General features: G+C 31.3%; 13 protein-coding genes. 6 read left to right on the top strand and 7 right to left on the bottom strand.

What is annotated here, in order from left to right; translation table 11 throughout:
• The first annotated feature begins 139 nt into the window (after positions 1-139).
• Positions 140-1,036, top strand: a complete 897-nt coding sequence (locus tag CLOCEL_RS06105; RefSeq protein WP_010076164.1) for an ABC transporter substrate-binding protein — start codon at positions 140-142, stop codon at positions 1,034-1,036.
• Between the two features lie 140 nt (positions 1,037-1,176).
• On the opposite strand, the gene abc-f is transcribed toward CLOCEL_RS06105, so the two are convergent.
• Positions 1,177-2,823: a ribosomal protection-like ABC-F family protein gene (gene abc-f / locus CLOCEL_RS06100; RefSeq protein WP_010076165.1), complete on the bottom strand. Its 1,647-nt coding sequence runs from the start codon at positions 2,821-2,823 to the stop codon at positions 1,177-1,179.
• Between the two features lie 674 nt (positions 2,824-3,497).
• Between abc-f and CLOCEL_RS06095 the strand changes: the two genes are divergently transcribed.
• Positions 3,498-3,767 carry a hypothetical protein gene (locus CLOCEL_RS06095; protein ID WP_010076166.1) on the top strand — a complete coding sequence of 90 codons (270 nt, stop codon included), beginning with the start codon at positions 3,498-3,500 and terminating at the stop codon, positions 3,765-3,767.
• Positions 3,768-3,848: 81 nt separating this feature from the next.
• Positions 3,849-4,118 carry a hypothetical protein gene (locus CLOCEL_RS06090; RefSeq protein WP_010076167.1) on the top strand — a complete coding sequence of 90 codons (270 nt, stop codon included), beginning with the start codon at positions 3,849-3,851 and terminating at the stop codon, positions 4,116-4,118.
• A gap of 408 nt (positions 4,119-4,526) precedes the next feature.
• Here CLOCEL_RS06090 and CLOCEL_RS06085 read toward each other — a convergent pair whose 3' ends face one another.
• From CLOCEL_RS06085 to CLOCEL_RS06065, 5 genes are all read right to left on the bottom strand, one after another.
• Positions 4,527-5,093, bottom strand: coding sequence for a TetR/AcrR family transcriptional regulator C-terminal domain-containing protein (locus CLOCEL_RS06085; RefSeq protein ID WP_010076168.1), 567 nt, complete (start codon positions 5,091-5,093; stop codon positions 4,527-4,529).
• 314 nt (positions 5,094-5,407) lie between these two features.
• Positions 5,408-6,307, bottom strand: a complete 900-nt coding sequence (locus tag CLOCEL_RS06080) for a metallophosphoesterase (RefSeq protein ID WP_010076169.1) — start codon at positions 6,305-6,307, stop codon at positions 5,408-5,410.
• Between the two features lie 203 nt (positions 6,308-6,510).
• A complete protein-coding gene (locus tag CLOCEL_RS06075) occupies positions 6,511-7,566 on the bottom strand; it encodes a DUF4474 domain-containing protein (protein ID WP_010076170.1) in 1,056 nt (351 codons plus the stop codon).
• Positions 7,567-7,731: 165 nt separating this feature from the next.
• Positions 7,732-9,180 (bottom strand): aminotransferase-like domain-containing protein, encoded by a 1,449-nt coding sequence (locus tag CLOCEL_RS06070; RefSeq protein WP_423200072.1) that lies wholly within the window; start codon positions 9,178-9,180, stop codon positions 7,732-7,734.
• A 17-nt stretch (positions 9,181-9,197) separates the two neighbouring features.
• Entirely contained in the window at positions 9,198-10,094 is an 897-nt protein-coding gene (locus tag CLOCEL_RS06065; protein WP_010076172.1) for a D-alanine--D-alanine ligase, read from the bottom strand.
• 365 nt (positions 10,095-10,459) lie between these two features.
• On the opposite strand from CLOCEL_RS06065, the gene CLOCEL_RS06060 reads away from it, so the two are divergent.
• A complete protein-coding gene (locus tag CLOCEL_RS06060) occupies positions 10,460-11,554 on the top strand; it encodes a GIY-YIG nuclease family protein (RefSeq protein WP_010076173.1) in 1,095 nt (364 codons plus the stop codon).
• Positions 11,555-11,710: 156 nt separating this feature from the next.
• Here CLOCEL_RS06060 and CLOCEL_RS06055 read toward each other — a convergent pair whose 3' ends face one another.
• The gene (locus CLOCEL_RS06055; RefSeq protein WP_010076174.1) at positions 11,711-12,295 is read right to left on the bottom strand and encodes a nitroreductase family protein; all 585 of its coding nucleotides are present in this window, start codon (positions 12,293-12,295) and stop codon (positions 11,711-11,713) included.
• A gap of 336 nt (positions 12,296-12,631) precedes the next feature.
• Between CLOCEL_RS06055 and CLOCEL_RS21980 the strand changes: the two genes are divergently transcribed.
• Together CLOCEL_RS21980 and CLOCEL_RS21975 are read left to right on the top strand one after the other, a co-directional pair.
• The gene (locus tag CLOCEL_RS21980) at positions 12,632-16,282 is read left to right on the top strand and encodes an Ig-like domain-containing protein (protein ID WP_013291655.1); all 3,651 of its coding nucleotides are present in this window, start codon (positions 12,632-12,634) and stop codon (positions 16,280-16,282) included.
• Between the two features lie 299 nt (positions 16,283-16,581).
• Complete coding sequence (locus CLOCEL_RS21975; protein WP_013291654.1) at positions 16,582-18,720, top strand: Ig-like domain-containing protein; 2,139 nt, start codon at positions 16,582-16,584, stop codon at positions 18,718-18,720.
• The last annotated feature ends 11 nt before the right edge of the window (positions 18,721-18,731 follow it).

Raw genomic sequence — 18,731 nt, 5'->3', positions numbered from 1 at the left:
GCTAATTCTATAATTTAAAAATTCTTGAATAACTCCAGTTTCAAATACAAATAATAACTATACAGTGACTTATGTAAATTTAATTATTACTCCTCTAGCTACCTGATCTAGGTTAAAAATTTATGAAAAGAGAGAACTTATGAGTAAAATTATTTTTAAGAAAACATTCCTTTTATCAATTATTATAATAAACATTATTGGAATATTTTCTATAGTACCTACAAAAGCAACTAATACCTATACTATAAGAAACACTAAGAAAAAAGATAGGTTAGAATTAATAAGGGAAAGAGGCGTACTGTGGGTATGTTCATCAAATGATATACCTATTTCTTTTACTGATCCAAAAACAAATGAATTCTCTGGAATAGATGCAGACATTCTTAAAGAAGTGGCGAAACGCATTGGAATCAATAAGGTTGAAATAAAGAGTGTAACTCCTTTCAGCAATCTAATAGACTGTTTAAATACTAATGCTGATATAGATATTATTGCTAATGGAATGTATGTTACAGAGGACCGTAAAAAAGAAGTCTTATTTACGAATATATGGTATAAGGAATCAGAAGCAGTTCTCATTCCTAAGGTTTCAAGGATTAATAGTAAAGAGGACTTAAAAAACGCAGTAATTGGTGCTTTAGAAGGAACATCCTTCTTGGAATTAGCTGAAAACTGGAAAAAAGATAATTTAGTCAAAGATGTTGTTATATATAATGATCAAAATACATTATTATGTGCAGTTAATGAGGGGAAAATTAATGCAGCTATAACTAATTCTATTGTTTCAACTTATCTATTATCAAAGGACAGTAAATTATATTTAAAGATATTATCTCCATACGAACCAGAAACTCTTGGAAAAATAGCAGCAGCTGTAAGAAAAAGTGATATTAGCTTAGCAAAAGCAATAAACAAAGAAATTGATAATATGAAAAAAGATAAAACCCTAATGGAGATTCTAGATAAATATGGACTTGATGAAAGTTATTTTGTTCCGATTAAAGACAGTGATGCTTATGCCACTTTCTATAGATAACTTCCTTACAATTAAATAATCTAATGATACTTATGAAAACTTAAAATATGATAAATACTCTAATGGTGCTTCCAAAAATAAAAATATGCGTAAGGGACTCAAATGCATAATAGCTATTTTGAGTCCCTACTCTATTTCCTTTATAACCTAGCCTTTAATGTATTTAGCTCTTTCAAAACCTCATAATACTCTTTATCTAAAAGAATCACATCATCCTTTTTACTCGGCATTGATAACCTCCCCATTATTTCTGAAAGGCGATTTTGCATTATAAGAATCTGTTCACTTATTTCATTTCTTTTCTTTACAGGGTTATTTTTCTTGGCTAAATATTCATTGTAGTTCCCTTTAAATACTTTTATTTTGTAATTCTCAATAGTCATTATATTATCAGCAACAGCTTTTATAAAACTTCTATCATGAGAAACAAACAGTATACTTCTATCATAATCGCAAAGTGCTTCCTCAACTACCTCAAGAGAAGTTATATCCATATAATTTGTTGGCTCATCTAAAATTAGTAAATTAATATCCTGCAGTAGTACTTTTGCAAATGCCACCTTAACCTTCTCACCACCACTTAGAACCCCTATCCTTTTATAAACTGCATCACCTTTAAACAGCAATCTTGCTAGCAATAATCTTGCATAATTTTCTGACTGAATGCTAGTTTTCATAACATCCTCTATTATAGTTAAATTTTCATCTAAAATTTTTAAATCTTGACTAAAATAACCTATCTTTGCAGCCTTTGATATTTTTATTTCCTGCTTATTGTTGATTATCATTTTTATTAACGTACTTTTTCCACAACCATTAGGTCCAATCAATGCCACCTTAGAATTATTTTCAATATAAAATTCTGCATCTTTAAAAATAACCTTCTTATCATATTTCCTATTTATACTTTTACCTTCAATTACTACTTTACTATGAAGCATATTTGAATCCGAAAAATCTAGCTTAATAATCTCTTGATTTCTTGGTTTATCCTTCACTTCTAAATGATCAATCCTTGATTCTATAGCTTTTACAGTTTTGTCTAACTTAGCCTTAGACTTTTGATTTCCCATTTTACGATGAAGTCTTGCCTCAGAATTGCCCATCCTCTTTGGTGCCTTCCTCATCCCTTTGGACTTTTCACTTATTTCAATTATAGTATTCTCAAGACGTCTCTTCTCCTTAGTATATTGACTATACTCAAATTCTGCTCGTTGCCTTTCCATAAGCTTTTGATTTATATAATCACTAAAGTTACCATTATATATTTTTATCTTTCCTTCTTCTATTTCCATTATCTTATTACAAATCTTATCTAAAAAGCTTCTATCATGAGAAATTATAACAAGTGCCCCTTTATACTGCTGAAACTTCTGCTCTAATAATTCAATGCCATCGATATCTAAATTGCTAGTAGGTTCATCAGCAAAAATAAGCTGACTCTCATCATCAAAAGCTCTCGCTAACTTAAATCGAGTCTTCTCGCCACCACTGCTATTCTCATTATAAACACTTGCAACTCTAAACTTCTCAGCCATTTCTTTACTTATAGTCTTACCTTCTGGTTCTTGAAGCTGAGATATATAGGAATGTTTACCATAAAGTTTAACAACACCAGTATCTGACTCTAACCTTTTACTAAGGATATTAATCAAGGTTGTTTTTCCCACACCATTTACCCCTACGATCCCAATTCTATCTTCGGAATATATATTCAAATTTTCAATAGCTAATATTAATCTGTCCTCATAATACTTTTTTAAATTTCTACATTCAATTAACAACATAAAAACCCCTCCTGAAATCTCCTGGAGGGGATAGCGTCATAACTATTAATAGCCAAAAATACACCTATATAATTAGCCTCGGATCATAAACCAAAACAAAAGCAAATTAATAAAAGCAGCGCACAAAACTCAGTATATGTGAATTTTAAACCATAAATAATAATTTTATCCACACACTATGAAATTTTATCCACAAATTAGCTATAACAACACACATTTAACAAGCTATCTACAGTCGGAAACGCTATCCACTCACAGTCATAAAATCCAGAACAATAAAACCTTAAATAAAGGTTTGAATTTTGTGTTAATTTTTTACAATCTTATAAGTGAATTATATTCTCATTTCTGCAAATACCTTGCCCTTTCATATTCTTTGTTTATGCAAGATTATATATTTTTTTAATTGTTCTGTCAAGAATCATTTATTACTTAAATTACCATATACCATTTAAAACCTCAAACTCATTTACCAACTATTAGTAATATCAATATTTCACGAATTATTTACATCTAAATAGAATATAGATAAATATGCTTGTAACTCATTAGGTCGTGGTTCAAATTAAATAACTTCTAGAATTATGAAGACTATATAGTACTTAGTCTCCCATTAATAGTAATATATCACGCCCTTCAAGTTATGCACAATTGCGCTATGAGGAGGAATTTACATGTCACCAGTAGATGGAGAATGGAATGTTCATGAAACTGTTAGCTCTGAGGATAAACAAATATTAGCTACTGCACTAGAAGGCCACCTAGTTGCAAATTATGAGCCTGTGGCTGTTGCTTCTCAAGCAGTAAATGGAGTAAACTATCTATTTATTGCAAAATCTACTCCAGTGACCTTAAATCCTAGAACAGATTTAGTAAAAATCTATGTTTCTGTAGTACCTGCTGGTTCAGAACCGGAACTAATAGCAATAAATTCAATGATATAATTACGTCCCTATATGTTTTCTTAAAATACTATCTTGTAAATAAATAACTATAATCAAAATATTCTATAAGGAGGAACTTCTATGACTACAATCGCTGGCGGATGGTCTGTTCATGAAACTATAACCGATGAAGACAAAGAAGTATTTGAAACTGCGCTGCAAGGAATTGTAGGAGTAAACTACACCCCTATTGCAGTTGCTAGTCAAATTGTCAATGGAGTTAATTACATTTTTATAGCTAAAGCTACCCCTTCAGCATTAGCCGCAAAAACTGGTTTAGCAAAAATTTATATTTCAGCAGTACCCGCTGGAGCTGAACCAACTCTAATTAACATTGAAAGAATAGTATAACATTAAAACTTTCACATAATAACGTAAAAAACATTGGTACGGGGATACCAATGTTTTTCTATATGTTATAGGGAGAGGGAAAATATTAAAAAATGTTTTAAAAGATTTTTTACTTTAGTTTGATTATAGGTGTCAATTGTGTCATTTCTGTGTCAAAAACAAATATTTATTAAAGAAGCTTTAATCGATAATTTTAATTTATTATTATGGAATTTTTAATTGCAAATAGAAAAAACACTGGCACGGGGATACCAGTGTTCATCTAAATTGTAAGAGGATTTATGAAAAAACATTTTATTATGTTTTTATTATACACTTTAATTATGACATTTTTGTATCAAAATGCAACTGAATTTTCATTAAATATTTTGCATACTTTTTACAATTTAACACTGATATATACTTATATTACTTATTTATTGAATATTCTTTTAATGCTTTCTCTATAGTTCCATCCACTAAAACCCCAATAGCTTCGATAATTTCTTCTGGTTTTGTCTTCATTCCTCCCTCCATCCACTTTCCAACTAATGCTATGAAAGCTGGAGTATAAAAATCCACTACTATTTTTTTCTTTTCCTCTGGAACTTTCATATCTCCAGATATCTCTTCTACAATTCCTATTAAGTGCTTTGAGGCACTGGCAAAAAGAAACCTTTCTAAATGCTCTCTACCAACTGAATGCAAGGTATTTAAACAGAATGTTTTGTTCTTTTCTATATATTTGAAAACTTCTAAGTATCCTTCTTTCCAATTTTCATAACGACTTTCTTCTTCCAGCCATTTAGCTGCTTGATTACTATAAATCCACCCTAATAATTCATAGACATCTTGAAAATGATAATAGAAGGATTGTCTTGTTAATCCGCAGCCATCAACAATATTTTGTATAGAAATCTTGTTAATTGGGGTTTTCTCCATCTGTTTTTTTAGAGATTCTGCCATTAACTGTTTTGTATGTGATGAATTACTCATATACTTTAGCTCCTTTATGTAATCATATCCCAATTAATATTAAAATACTTATTAATACCATTGATTAACTAGATTGATTTTATCATAGGAAAAATAATACATCAACATCAAAAACTTATATTTATTACTAAAATATCAGCTTATGTAAATAAAGGGGCTCTTACTTTTTTAAAAGATACACCCCCCCTTCTTAGTTAACACTTTTGTCGGCTTTATTTATTCTTAATATTTATATGATGATAAACAAGTTATAAAGACTAGCTTCAAAAATCCTTTGGTTCAAATAATCAGTGATGTGAACTTAAAAATATAAATCAATTGAAGCTATTAAAATAATCCTCTAACTTGCATGGCCCTGCTAAAATATCTTTTCCAACAAACAATACACCATCTTCTCTAATTTTAATATTCCATTTTACAAGAGTAATATAACCATCTACTATTTCTATAGCAGTTATACATCTTGGATGAACGCAGCTTCCATCATTAAAATACGGTGGTTGCCCCACTTTTGGAAACATAGGTCTATGGGTATGTCCAGTAATTAGTATATGTTTTTCTTTTTCTACCCATTCAACAAGCTTTTTCTCAACGGCAAGTTTTTTTTCATAGTTTTTAGCTGTACTTGTTGGATCTTTAACTCCAAACATTTCAAGTGGTCTCCATAGATATCTAACCATATACTTACTTGCCACCCATAAATCATCATTTAAAAAATCTGCTTGATGTCCGTGGATTACCAAAATTTTATCTTCTTCTCTTTTATACTTTAAAACCAATCCTTCGTGAATTTTTATATCTTCAAACAAAGGAATTTCACTCTTTGTTCTTTGATCAAAATATCTATAGAAATTTCTATTAACAAACTCTTCATCTTTCTTAATCATATCATGATTTCCATAAATAAAATAAAGTCTCTTTTCATTATAAAATTTAGACAAAAACTTAAAGACGTTGCTATGAACCTTTTGAATATCATAAAAATTTCTATTTTCCCAAAGTTCATCACCGTCACCGACTTCTACATAAGTATACCCCTCCTGATAATAATGATTTATAGCTGTAAAATACAATCTTTCATTTTTATAAAAGCTGTCTGAACTAGTCCCATCACCTCTATGGCAATCGCTGATTAATGCTAATCTAGAGCTATCATCGATAAAAACTTCCTTTGATTTTTTAAAAACTTCTGATATACGATTTATCGCATCCATGATTATCCTCGTTATGTTATAAAATACTATTCATAACATTCTATGTTACAAAGATAAAAATGTCTCATGGTTTGAAAAGTTCAAAAATCCATGACTAAAACCTCTGATATTAATATAATTAACTACTATCAGAGGTATCCTACACATAAAAAATTAACCACTAAAAAAGAAAAGTGATTATTCTAAGCTATAACAATGATGAGCTATTTTCTTTTAATACCCAACATATTCTTTAGTTCGTTGAACTTCCTTAAATTTATTATCTTATCAAATAAATCTGGTGTTTCTTTTTCGATAGCATTAATTGCATCATAAAAATTTTTATGATTACCTGCTATTTTTTGATACCTTCTACAATTCAACTTATTTGAACTTTGAACAATTGAAAGAAATATTTTCTTTTTTGAAGTTGGCTGTTTTGTTCTTGGTTTATTAAATTGAAAAGTTACAGTATTATTGTCTAAATAAATTTCATCTTCTAAATATCCTATATCTATCAAAGCCATTATAAAAGCATTTCGCATTTCTAGATCTTTTAAGGTAATGCTCAAATCCACTATTAACTCTGAAGGATGAGAAAACATCCCTAACTTGAAGCCTGTTAGCCACCAACTTATACCTTCTCTTCTAAATATCTCCTTATTGTCTTTTATTAAACTCATTTTCATATCTAACCTTTCAAAATCTTCTACAGCATCATAAAAGTTTCCTTTAAAAACTCTTGGTATATCTAGTTGCATTTTAGCCTTCTTGTATACCCCTATTTCACAACCAGTAGTCATGCCATACTGACCTTTCCAAAGTTCAATTAGCCAAAGTTCCCCTTTATACATAAACTTAATTGGTTCACAATCAATAACTAATCCTAAAATTGGTGCTGCTTCATCATAGAAATGACAATATCCCATCTCTCTTTGCCAAGGATGTGTTATTGAATAGAATATATCCTGTATTGGATTATAGGCATATCCAGCAGTACTCATAATTCTATCTATATCATTTTTTGATAAAGCTTCCTTGGGGCGTCTATTGTTTTTAGTATTACTAATAGATTTTTTCCATCTTAAAATTGAAATTTTAATTTCTTTTTGAAAAATTAAATATATTATTAAAGCTACTATTATAATTACCAAACCAATCCTTAATGCAGGAAACTTCTCGAATTGTGCATAGTAGCTTGGTTGAACTATATTTTCGGTAAGCTGTTTATTTTCAAATACAACACTTTCTAAGCAATTAAGCTTTCCCATAGCAAACATAAAATTCACCTCAAATTTTGTCGTATTCTATAGTATTCCTTCTACATCTACTTTGTTAAAGCTAAATCCTATTATTGTATTCTATAATTGCATTTTCTATAAGAAATAAAAGAAGACATGCCTTAGTAGTAACTTTCTACTTAAGCATATCTCTTTTTATCTAATCTACCCTTCACTTTGAAGTTCATTTATACATTGCCCGATTATTTTAATTCCTTCTTCAATTTCCTCTAGCGTAACCCTTGATAATCCCAATCTTAGAGTATTTTTACACGAATCATCTATACTAAAGATATCCCCGGTCGTAAATATCACACCTCTTTTATAACATCTATCAAGCAATTCCCTTGAAGATATTCCGTCTAGCCCTATATATACATGAAGTGCTCCTTCTCCATATATAAAACTTGGGGTTATATATTTATTTATACACTTTAATGCTAATTCATATTTTTCTTTATAAAACCTTCTAGTTTTTTTTACATGCTTTTCAAAGGCTCCGCTTTTAAGATATTCATATAAAACTCCTTGATCTAAAAAGGAGCTATGAATGTTTTTACATCTCTTAACGCTTTCAACTGTTGATATAAGCTCTTTATCAGCTAATATCCACCCAATTCTAATCCCAGGAAATAATATTTTTGAAAAACTCCCTATATAAACTACCCCTGTTCCGCCCTTATCTAAAGCAGCCATTGGTGAAATATGAGTACTATTGTATAATAGTTCTTCACTAAAGCCATCTTCTATTATTGGAACATCATACTTCTTAAATAACTTGTATACTTTAAGCCTTTTTTCCGCCTTCATCACTATACCAGTAGGATTATGATAAGAAGGAATCAAGTATCCAAACTTTATTTTTCCTGACTTTAATCTGGTTTCTAATTCACTTAAATCAATACCATCTTCCTTCATTGTTACACCAATGATATCAAGGTCATGAACTCTCATAATTTTTATGGCAGTATTATGGGTAGGATTTTCACAAAGGATTTTATCTCCTGGCTTTGTGTAAGCAGTAAGTAATATTTCCAATGCTTCTGTAAAACCATTGGTTATTATTATTTCTTTGTCCTCTGTTTCAATTCCTTTTTTCCTCATATAAGCTTTCAGATAATCCATCAAAGGTTTATATCCTTTTGCATATCCGTAATTTAATATTTTATGTCCTTCAATAGAAATACTATTTAAAAAAGCTTTCTTAAACTCCTCCATATCAAAGAGTTCTCCATCTGGTGAAATGCTTTTAAAAGAAATCAAATTCTTTGACCATGGAATTTCATGCTTAACTATGTCTAGTTCTTCCGAAAGTCTGCCATAGTTATTAGTTCTTTCACCCCAAGAAACCTTCCATTGCTCACCTTTAAGAATTTTATTCTTAGCTACAAAAGTGCCTTTTCCTTTTACCGTATAAAGAATTCCTTCTACCTCTAAGTTTTCATAAGCTGTAATTACAGAATTACGGCTTACCTCTAAGATTGTAGAAAGTTCCCTTGTAGCAGGGAGTTTCCCATCAGTAACTAGCATTCCATTCTTTATCATGATCTTTATATAATTTTCGATTTGCAAATATATCGGCTCTTTATCATTAAATTCTATTGAAGAAAATATCAAAATAATTTCAACTCCTAAACAAGGGAATATTTTATAATTTTATCTAACAATTCACTAAATTCCATTCCCTTTGCTTTAGCACTTTTGGGAATTAAACTGTGAGGAGTAAGTCCCGGCAAGGTATTAACTTCTAAAACATAAGGAATTCCGTTACTTATTATCATATCAACTCTTGAGTAGCTTCTGCAATATAACAAATCCCAAATTTTCTTAGAAATCTCCGCTACTTGTGATTGCAATTGTTCTTTTAAATATACTACATTTTCCTCTGCACCATTATCATCATATTTAGCTGTGTAGTCAAAGAATCCTGAGCTTTTCGTTTCTATCATCACTGTTGGAAAAACTTCTCCATTCAATATAAAAGAAGTGATTTCTTCTCCTTTTATATACTTTTCTATCATTACCTCTGTATCATATTTTAGACCTTCTTTAACAGCCTTTTCTACTTCCCCTTCATCTTTTACACAAAAGGTTGCAACACTAGATCCTCCATTGTTAGGTTTAATAAATACAGGATATCCAAGACTTTTTATCTTTTCATAATCGATTTCCTCTACAGATTTAACGGTAATCCAAGGTGCTGTATTTATATTAGCATTTTGAAGAAGACTCTTTGTTATGCCTTTGTTCATACAAATGGCACTAGTTAATACGCTGCAGCCACTATAAGGAATCTCTAAAGCTTCAAGAATTCCTTGAATTGTACCATCCTCCCCAAACTTTCCGTGCAAAGCTATAAAAGCAAAATCAATTCCTTGAACTTTTTCTACTACCTGCTTTTTAGAATCTATTACTATAGGAATAACCTCGTACTTATTTCTATTTAAATATTTTACTACTTCTTCCCCAGACTTTAGTGATACTGCTCTTTCTGATGAAATTCCACCCATAATTACTCCGACTTTCATATTATATATCTCCTCTATTATTTCTATTTTTTATACCTCTATGAAAATTAATTTAGCCCCCTTCTGATTTCATTATATGAATATAGCTAATAATAAAAAAGAACCACTAGCTATGGGATTTTCTTAACTAGTGGTTCCTTTTTTATTAAAGTGCTTTTATAATATATAGATACCTACAACTTATTCTAAATTTTATTAACCTCAGTACTAATTTTATCAATGAAGATTTTGCTACAAATTCAAGATTTGAATATAGGTATATATTACTTAATGATAACCTGCAATTATAACTGACATTAAAATTACCAAGTTTTAATGTTGATATCCATCACTTAATGATGAAACATATATTTGGAGAAAAGCTTATGAATCTAAAGGAAAAAATCAAAGGACTTCCATCAGTTCCAGGTGTTTATTTAATGAAAGACTCCCTTGAAAATATTATCTATATAGGGAAATCTAAGAACCTCAAAAATAGGGTATCTTCCTACTTTCAGAATTCAAAAAATCATTCCTCAAAGGTTATTAGGTTAGTTCAGAACCTTAAGGACTTTGATTATATAATTACTGATACTGAATTTGAAGCCTTTATTCTTGAATGCAAATTGATCAAAGAAATAAAGCCTCCATATAATAGATTAATGAAAAGTCCTATGTCCTACAGCTATATCCAGGTTGCTTTAGGTGATAATTGTCTAGATATTAGCCTTAAAAGTGAAGCAGTGAAAGATGATAATTGTATTTATTTTGGCCCATATACCAGTAGAAACATAGTTGAAAGAGGAATTTTAGGAATAAAGAACCATTTAAAAATCGCCTGTACAAATAACTCTCGCAAAGGCTCTGCTTGTATAAATTACTCATTAAAGCTTTGTATGGGTATGTGTATGAATAAAGTATCTCAAAATCAGTATATTGAAATTTATAATAAAATACTTCAGCTATTAAATGGCTCCGATAAAAGCATTATTGAGGAAATGAATCTAGTGATGAATAATGCTGCTGAAAGTTTTGATTTCGAAACTGCTGCAAAATATAGAGATTATATAAGTTCTATAAATTATATTTTGGATAAAAAGAACACTGTAGAATTTATGAATAAGAATAGGAACATAGCTTTTATAGAATATTTAGATGATTCCTTTGCAAAGATTTTTCTTATCAAAGGTAATAGAATTGTCTTTAGTGAAAAATTTAATCTTAACCATTGCCATTCTTATGAACTTAAAGCTACTATAAAAAATAATATTCTCTTTTATTTTAAGGAAGAATTATTACAAGAACCTTGGGAAATTAATAAAGAAAATTTAGATGAAGCTCAGATAATACATTCTTATATAAAAACCAAAGGTGATAGTTGCAAATATGCTATCATCTCAGAAAAAGCTTTATATTCTAAAAGTAGTTTAGCTCTTGATAAATCAATTAACAAACTATTATATAATGATTATGAAAAATGAATATAAACTATGTTTATTAAAAGGTGATGCCTGTAAATCCTAAAAATAGAATTTCAGGCATCACCTTTACTCCACCCAAATCTATGGAAATACTAAAAAATCAATATAACTCATGAAGATTCTTGTTCAAAATTTATATATAACTCTAAACAAAAATTATCTTATGAAAGTAACAGTACCTTCTTTAATCTTTTTAGTGGCTGGTATTAATCCATCGTTATACCCCAAAGCTACAGAACCACAAACCTGATGATTTTCTGGTATACCTATTTCAGTTAAAACCTTTCTCATAGCTTCATCTTCATAAAACCATCTTATTTGATTTATGTAACATGAGCCTAAACTTAAGGCATTTGCTGCTAAAAGCATATTTTCTATAGCACATGCACTATCAGCCATAGCATTTCCGTAATTTATTTCATTAGATACTATAATTAAGGTTGGTGCATTGTAGTAAAAGCAATAATTTTCATTTTGTGCTGCTGCTTTACCAGTTCTAATACTTTTATATGTATTTTCGTCAACTACCACCTTAGCAAAAGCCTCTCTTACTAAATAGTTTAACTTTTTAAGGATTTCTTGGTTTTGAATCACAGTAAAATGCCAACATTGAGAATTTCCACCACTTGGTGCATGTTTTGCTGCTTCTAAAATAGTACTTAAATCTTCATCTCTAATCTGATCAACTTTAAATTTTCTAGTACTTCTTCTTGTAAGGATATTTTCTATTATAATATCCATAATTTACCTCCCACAATATGTATTTATATATTATAAATATATATTTTTTTCAATAAAGATTCCACATAAAAATTATTAACCTCTCAATATCTCTATATTTTTTAATATAAATTCAATATTTCCTGTATATTTCCTACTAATCATTTACAGTATGCTATTTATGTACAAATTTGCTAAGAATTTTATTTCAAATTCCCGCTTACATATTGTATAATTTGTTATATACTTGTTTTTCTTCAAGTATCAGTGAAGATATTTAAAAAGCGTACGATATTACGATTAACAAGTATGTATATATTTTCATACTAAATTTTAAATATAAATAAGGAGGTTTCTATGTCAGAAAAAAGCTTAAAATTTAATTTCATTAAAATCGCTACATTTTTTCTTCTATCTTTCCTAACTCTAACTATTACTACTTATGCAGCTACTGATACTGCATCAACTGAAGCAGAACTTCAGACAAAATTAAAAGTTGCTATGGAAGCAAAACAAACTACTTATACAGTAACGTACTCAGGCGATTATCTTCAGCTAAATACAAATCTTACTCTTTTGATAGATAATATTTTAGCCTCAGATGATTATTTACATTACACCTTTAAAGGTTGGAGTTACACTGGGTCTTCCAGTGCTGGAGTAGCCAATCTTACATTTACTCTTACATATTGGAATACCGCAACTCAAGATAATTACGTAACTCAGAAAATCACTGAAGTTCTAAGCCAAATCATAACTCCAGGAATGAATGATTTTCAAAAAGAAAAGGTTATCCATGATTGGATAGTTAAGAACATAGCCTACGATACCACATTAGTTCAACATTCTGCTTATGCTGGACTTGTTTCTCCATATAAAACAGTATGTCAAGGTTACGCTCTTCTAACTTATAGAATGCTTAATCAAGTAGGCATCCAGACAAAAATTATTGAGGGAACTGGTCATGGATCTGCTCATGCATGGAATTTAGTTTACCTTGAAGGTGCTTGGTATCATCTTGATTCAACTTGGGATGACCCAGTTCCAGATGTAAAAGATAGAGCTATTCATACGTATTACAACCTTACAGATGCGCAGATTAAAGCAAATCATGCATGGACTCTTACTTATCCTGCAGCAACTACTGATTTTGCTAATACTCTAAAGAATAAACTTGCTACTGATTCAGCAAATGCTACATTCTATAATACCTTATCATCAGAATTAGGTTTAGATTACCTAAGTACTAACTATCAAGTTAATGATGTCTCAGAGCTTATCGTTAAGATTCAGGATGCTATGAAAAATCATGAAGTTGCACTAACCGTTAGATATATACCTGGGAAAACATTTGCCGCTGATCTTGCAACAGCACAGAAGGCAATAACTAACTTAACAGGTTATAGCTGTTCATCTTCTGATTATCCAAGAACTGCTGATACAAATGACGTTATTCTTGAATTGACTTTAGATTATTACGATCCTATCAGTTTAACAGCTTTTAGTATTTCTAATAATACATTAGCTCTTAGTGCTGGTGCCTCCGCTACTCTTACTCCTACATTTACACCAAGTAATGCATCTAATAAAACTATTATTTGGACCTCAGATAATACAAACGTAGCTACAGTTACAAATGGTGTTGTTAAAGCTGTTGGAGGCGGTACTGCTACAATTACTGCTAAAACAGCTGATGGTGGCTTTACTGCGACATGCGCAGTTACAGTAACTCAAAATGTCTCAAGTATTACTATTAATCCAACAACAACTTATGTGAAACTTGGCGGTAATGATGTTACATTAACAGCAAATGTATTACCAGCAGGTGCTACTAATAAATCTGTAACGTGGTCAAGCAGTAATCCAAATGTTGCTACTGTTGATTCAACTGGTAAAGTTCATGCGATTGCTACTGGTACTGCTATTATTTCAGCAACTTCAGTACAAGCCCCTACTATAGTTGGAAAATGTACTGTGACAGTTCCAGTATCCGTTACTGGCATAACTGTTAGTTCTACATCAAGCTACGTAAAAATGGGTGGTACTTTAGCTTTAACTTCTACTATTGCTCCTACTACTGCCACTATTAAGACTATCACTTGGTCTAGTAGTAATGAAGCTGTTGCTAAAGTTAGCACTACTGGTGTTGTTACTCCTGTAGCTCCTGGTACTGTTACTATTACTGCTAAAACTACTGATGGTGGTTTCACGGCTTCTAAAAACTTAGAAGTTATATACGGTGTTACTACTATTACTCTTGATAAAACTACTGCAATTTTAAAAGTTGGAGGTAGCGATATTTCATTAATTCCAACGGTTAATCCAACTACTGCTACTTATAAATCAGTAACTTGGACTAGTAGCAATCCAACTGTTGCCACTGTTAATTCAACTGGTAAAGTTCATGCTATTAAAACTGGTACTGCCATTATTTCAGCGACTTCTGTACAGGATTCAACTAAAGTTGCTAAATGCACTGTTACTGTAGCTTCACCTGTTACTGGCGTAACTGTCAGCGCTACATCAAGCTACGTAAAAATGGGTGCCACTTTAACTTTAACTTCTACTGTTACACCTACTACTGCTACTATTAAGACTGTCACTTGGTCTAGTAGCAATCAATCTATTGCTAAGGTTAGTACTACCGGCGTTGTTACTCCTGTAGCTCCTGGTACTGTTACTATTACTGCTAAAACTACTGATGGTGGTTTTACTGCTTCTAAAAATTTAGAAGTTATATACGGTATTACTACTATTACTCTTGATAAAACTACTGCTATTTTAAAAGTTGGAGGTAGCGATATTTCATTAATTCCAACGGTTAATCCAACTACTGCTACTTATAAATCAGTAACTTGGACTAGTAGCAACCCAGCTGTTGCCACTGTTGATTCAACTGGTAAAGTTCATGCTATTAAAACTGGTACTGCAATTATTTCAGCAACTTCTGTACAGGATTCCACTAAAGTTGCTAAATGTACTGTTACTGTAGCTTCACCTGTTACTGGCGTAACTGTTAGCGCTACATCAAGCTATGTAAAAATGGGCGCCACTTTAACTTTAACTTCTACTGTTACACCTACTACTGCTACTATTAAGACTGTCACTTGGTCTAGTAGTAATGAAGCTGTTGCTAAAGTTAGCACTACTGGTGTTGTTACTCCTGTAGCTCCTGGTACTGTTACTATTACTGCTAAAACTACTGATGGTGGTTTCACGGCTTCTAAAAATTTAGAAGTTATATACGGTGTTACTACTATTACTCTTAATAAAACTACCGCTATCTTAAAAGTCGGAGAGAATGATATTTCGTTGATTCCAACAGTTAACCCAGCTACTGCTACTTACAAATCAGTAACTTGGACTAGTAGTAATCCAGCTGTTGCCACTGTTGATTCAACTGGTAAAGTTCATGCTATTAAAGTTGGTACTGCTATTATTTCGGCAACTTCTGTACAGGATCCAACTAAGATTGCTAAATGTACTGTTACAGTACCTGTACCAGTTACTGGAGTAACTATAAATTCCACATCAACTTATGTAAAAATAGGTACTCCTTTAACTTTAACTGCTACAATTGCTCCTACTACTGCTACTATCAAGACTGTCACTTGGTCTAGTAGCAACGAGGCTATTGCTAAAGTTAGCACTACTGGTGTTGTTACTGCTGTAGCTCCTGGTACTGTTACCATTACAGCTAAAACTACAGATGGTAGTTTTACTTCTTCTAAAGTTTTGAACGTCGTATATGGAGTTGTAACTGTAACTCTTAATAAAACAACTGCCACATTAAAAGTTGGTGATACAGACTTAATATTAGTTCCTACTATTAATCCAACTAATGCTACTGTAAAAACAATAAATTGGACTAGTAGCAATGCTAATATTGCAACGGTTGATTCAAATGGCGTAGTTCATGCTGTTGCCGCAGGAACTGTAGTTATAACTGCAACTTCTGCTCAAGACCCTACTAAAATAGCCAAATGTACAATCACAATAACAAAATAAAATATAAAAATAACAACCTCAAAATAAGTGTTATACCTATTTTGAGGTTGCTTTTATTTTTTATAAGTTTATCCTCCTATTTATATTATCCCATCGCAAAATTATTGATTTTTCTACATTTCTTATTTCTATTTCGTGATTTTCACCATGAAATATACTGTTTAATTTAAATTAAAATTAAAATTTCCTTATTTTTCAGTGAAGTTCTCTTTGCAAATTTCGATATATTAATCAAGAACTATATATTTTTTGAAGCTTATATAGTTTCTTTAATAAACATCGATAAAAAGGAGGTTTCTATGTCAGAAAAATATTTAAAATCTAGTTTTATCAAGATTGCTTTATTCTTTCTTATGGCGTTTTTCTCACTGACTCTAACAACCTATGCTGTGAGCAATACGGCTGCAACCACTGAAGAATTAAAAACAAATCTTACTTCAGTTTTTAAAGAAAGACAAACATCTTATTCAGTGGCATACACTGGTAATAATCTTACTCTTAAAACAGATATAGCTCTTATAATCGGTAGTATTTATGACTCCGATGATTATATTAGGTATACTGCAAAAGGGTACTCCTATTCCTATTCAAGTAACGGCGTAACCACCAATATCACTTTTAACTTTAATTATTGGAACACCTTAGCACAAGATGCTTTTGTAGATACCAGAGTTTCTGAAGTACTTAGTCAAATTATAACTACAGGAATGAGTGATTTTCAAAAGCAAAAGGCTATTCATGATTGGATAGTTACTAATGTAGCTTATGATACAACATTAGTTCAACATTCTGATTATGCAGGGCTTGTTTCTCCATTTAAAACAGTATGCCAAGGCTATGCACTTCTATCTTATAAAATGCTTAATGCAGCAGGAATTCAAACAAAAATTATTGAAGGTACTGCTAGTGGCGTAGCACACGCTTGGAATTTAGTTTATCTTGATAGTGCATGGTACCATTTTGATGCTACTTGGGATGATCCAGTACCTGATGTAGCAGGAAGAGTTGTATATAATTATTACAACCTTACAGATACTCAAATTAAGACAAACCATACTTGGACAAAATCTTACCCTGCAGCAACAACTAATTTCGCTGATACTATAACCTCAAAAATCACTAGTGATCCTACCAATGCTACAGTTTACAATGAAATATCAACAGCATTAGGTTTAAATTACTTATCAGCTGAAAACACAGTTAACGATGCAACTGAACTTAATGCAAAAATACAAGATGCAATAAAAAACCATTTAGTTCAAATTAAAGTAAGATATATGAAAGGAAGTACCTTAACTACAGATCTTTCAACAGCTATAAAAGGAATATCAAATATAACTTCTTATTCATATTCTAAGACTGATTATGTTAGAAGCAGTCTTACAGGGGATATACTTCTTACTTTATCCTTCACTTATTATGATCCTATAAGTGTAACTGCTGTTAGTGTTTCAAATAATAACTTATCACTTGCTGCTGGTTTATCTAGCACTTTAACAGCTACAGTTTCTCCAAGCAATGCTAGCAACAAAACAATTCTTTGGACCTCAAGCAACACAGCTGTTGCTACTGTTGTTGGCGGTGTTGTTAAAGCTGTTGGTGGTGGTACTGCTACAATTACTGCTAAAACAGCAGATGGAGGCTTTACTGCAACTTGCACAATTACAGTAACTCAAGGAGTATCAAGCGTTACTTTTACGCCTACTACTGCCTATGTGAAATTAGGTGGTACTGATGTTACATTAACACCTAGCGTATTACCAACTGGTGCTACTGATAAATCGTTAAAATGGACAAGTAGCAATCCATCTATTGCTACTGTTGATTCAACTGGTAAAGTTCATGCTGTTGCTTATGGTACTGCTATTATTTCTGCAATATCTGTACAAGACCCAACTAAGATTGGTAAATGTACTGTTACAGTGCCTGTTCCTGTTACTGGAGTAACTGTTAACTCAACTTCAAACTATGTGAAGATGGGTACTCCTTTAACTTTAACTACTGCTTTTGCTCCAACTAATGCTACTATTAAGACTGTAACTTGGTCTAGTAGCAATGAAGCAATTGCCAAAATTAGTGCAACTGGAGTTGTTACTCCTGTAGCTATTGGCTCTGTTACTATTACAGCCAAAACTACTGACGGAAGTTTTACTTCTACAAAAACCTTAAACGTTGTATATGGTGTTACTAGTGTAACTCTTGATAAAACTATTGCAACATTAAAGGTTGGCGGAACAGATTTGACATTAGTTCCTACCATTAACCCAACTAATGCTACGGTAAAAACATTAATCTGGAAAAGCAGTAATCCTAATGTTGCTACAGTAGATTCTAATGGTACTGTCCATGCAGTTGCTGCAGGTACTGTTGTAATATCTGCAACTTCTGAGCAGGACCCTACTAAGATAGCTAAATGTACTATTACAGTAACAAACTAATATAAACAAAT

The sequence above is a fragment of the Clostridium cellulovorans 743B genome (genome assembly GCF_000145275.1).
Lineage (GTDB): Bacteria > Bacillota > Clostridia > Clostridiales > Clostridiaceae > Clostridium_K > Clostridium_K cellulovorans.
Note: the sequence above shows the minus strand (reverse complement) of the source record. Positions and strands in the feature narration are given on the sequence as shown.

Bases quoted from the DNA above. Each gene is read 5' to 3' on its own strand.
- CLOCEL_RS06055 (WP_010076174.1), bottom strand. From the start codon at position 12,295: ATGGATATTATAATAGAAAATATCCTTACAAGAAGAAGTACTAGAAAA.
- CLOCEL_RS21975 (WP_013291654.1), top strand. From the start codon at position 16,582: ATGTCAGAAAAATATTTAAAATCTAGTTTTATCAAGATTGCTTTATTC.
- CLOCEL_RS06095 (WP_010076166.1), top strand. From the start codon at position 3,498: ATGTCACCAGTAGATGGAGAATGGAATGTTCATGAAACTGTTAGCTCT.
- CLOCEL_RS06075 (WP_010076170.1), bottom strand. From the start codon at position 7,566: ATGTTTGCTATGGGAAAGCTTAATTGCTTAGAAAGTGTTGTATTTGAA.
- CLOCEL_RS06105 (WP_010076164.1), top strand. From the start codon at position 140: ATGAGTAAAATTATTTTTAAGAAAACATTCCTTTTATCAATTATTATA.
- CLOCEL_RS06090 (WP_010076167.1), top strand. From the start codon at position 3,849: ATGACTACAATCGCTGGCGGATGGTCTGTTCATGAAACTATAACCGAT.
- CLOCEL_RS06080 (WP_010076169.1), bottom strand. From the start codon at position 6,307: ATGGATGCGATAAATCGTATATCAGAAGTTTTTAAAAAATCAAAGGAA.
- CLOCEL_RS06085 (WP_010076168.1), bottom strand. From the start codon at position 5,093: ATGAGTAATTCATCACATACAAAACAGTTAATGGCAGAATCTCTAAAA.
- CLOCEL_RS21980 (WP_013291655.1), top strand. From the start codon at position 12,632: ATGTCAGAAAAAAGCTTAAAATTTAATTTCATTAAAATCGCTACATTT.
- CLOCEL_RS06060 (WP_010076173.1), top strand. From the start codon at position 10,460: ATGAATCTAAAGGAAAAAATCAAAGGACTTCCATCAGTTCCAGGTGTT.
- CLOCEL_RS06065 (WP_010076172.1), bottom strand. From the start codon at position 10,094: ATGAAAGTCGGAGTAATTATGGGTGGAATTTCATCAGAAAGAGCAGTA.
- abc-f (WP_010076165.1), bottom strand. From the start codon at position 2,823: ATGTTGTTAATTGAATGTAGAAATTTAAAAAAGTATTATGAGGACAGA.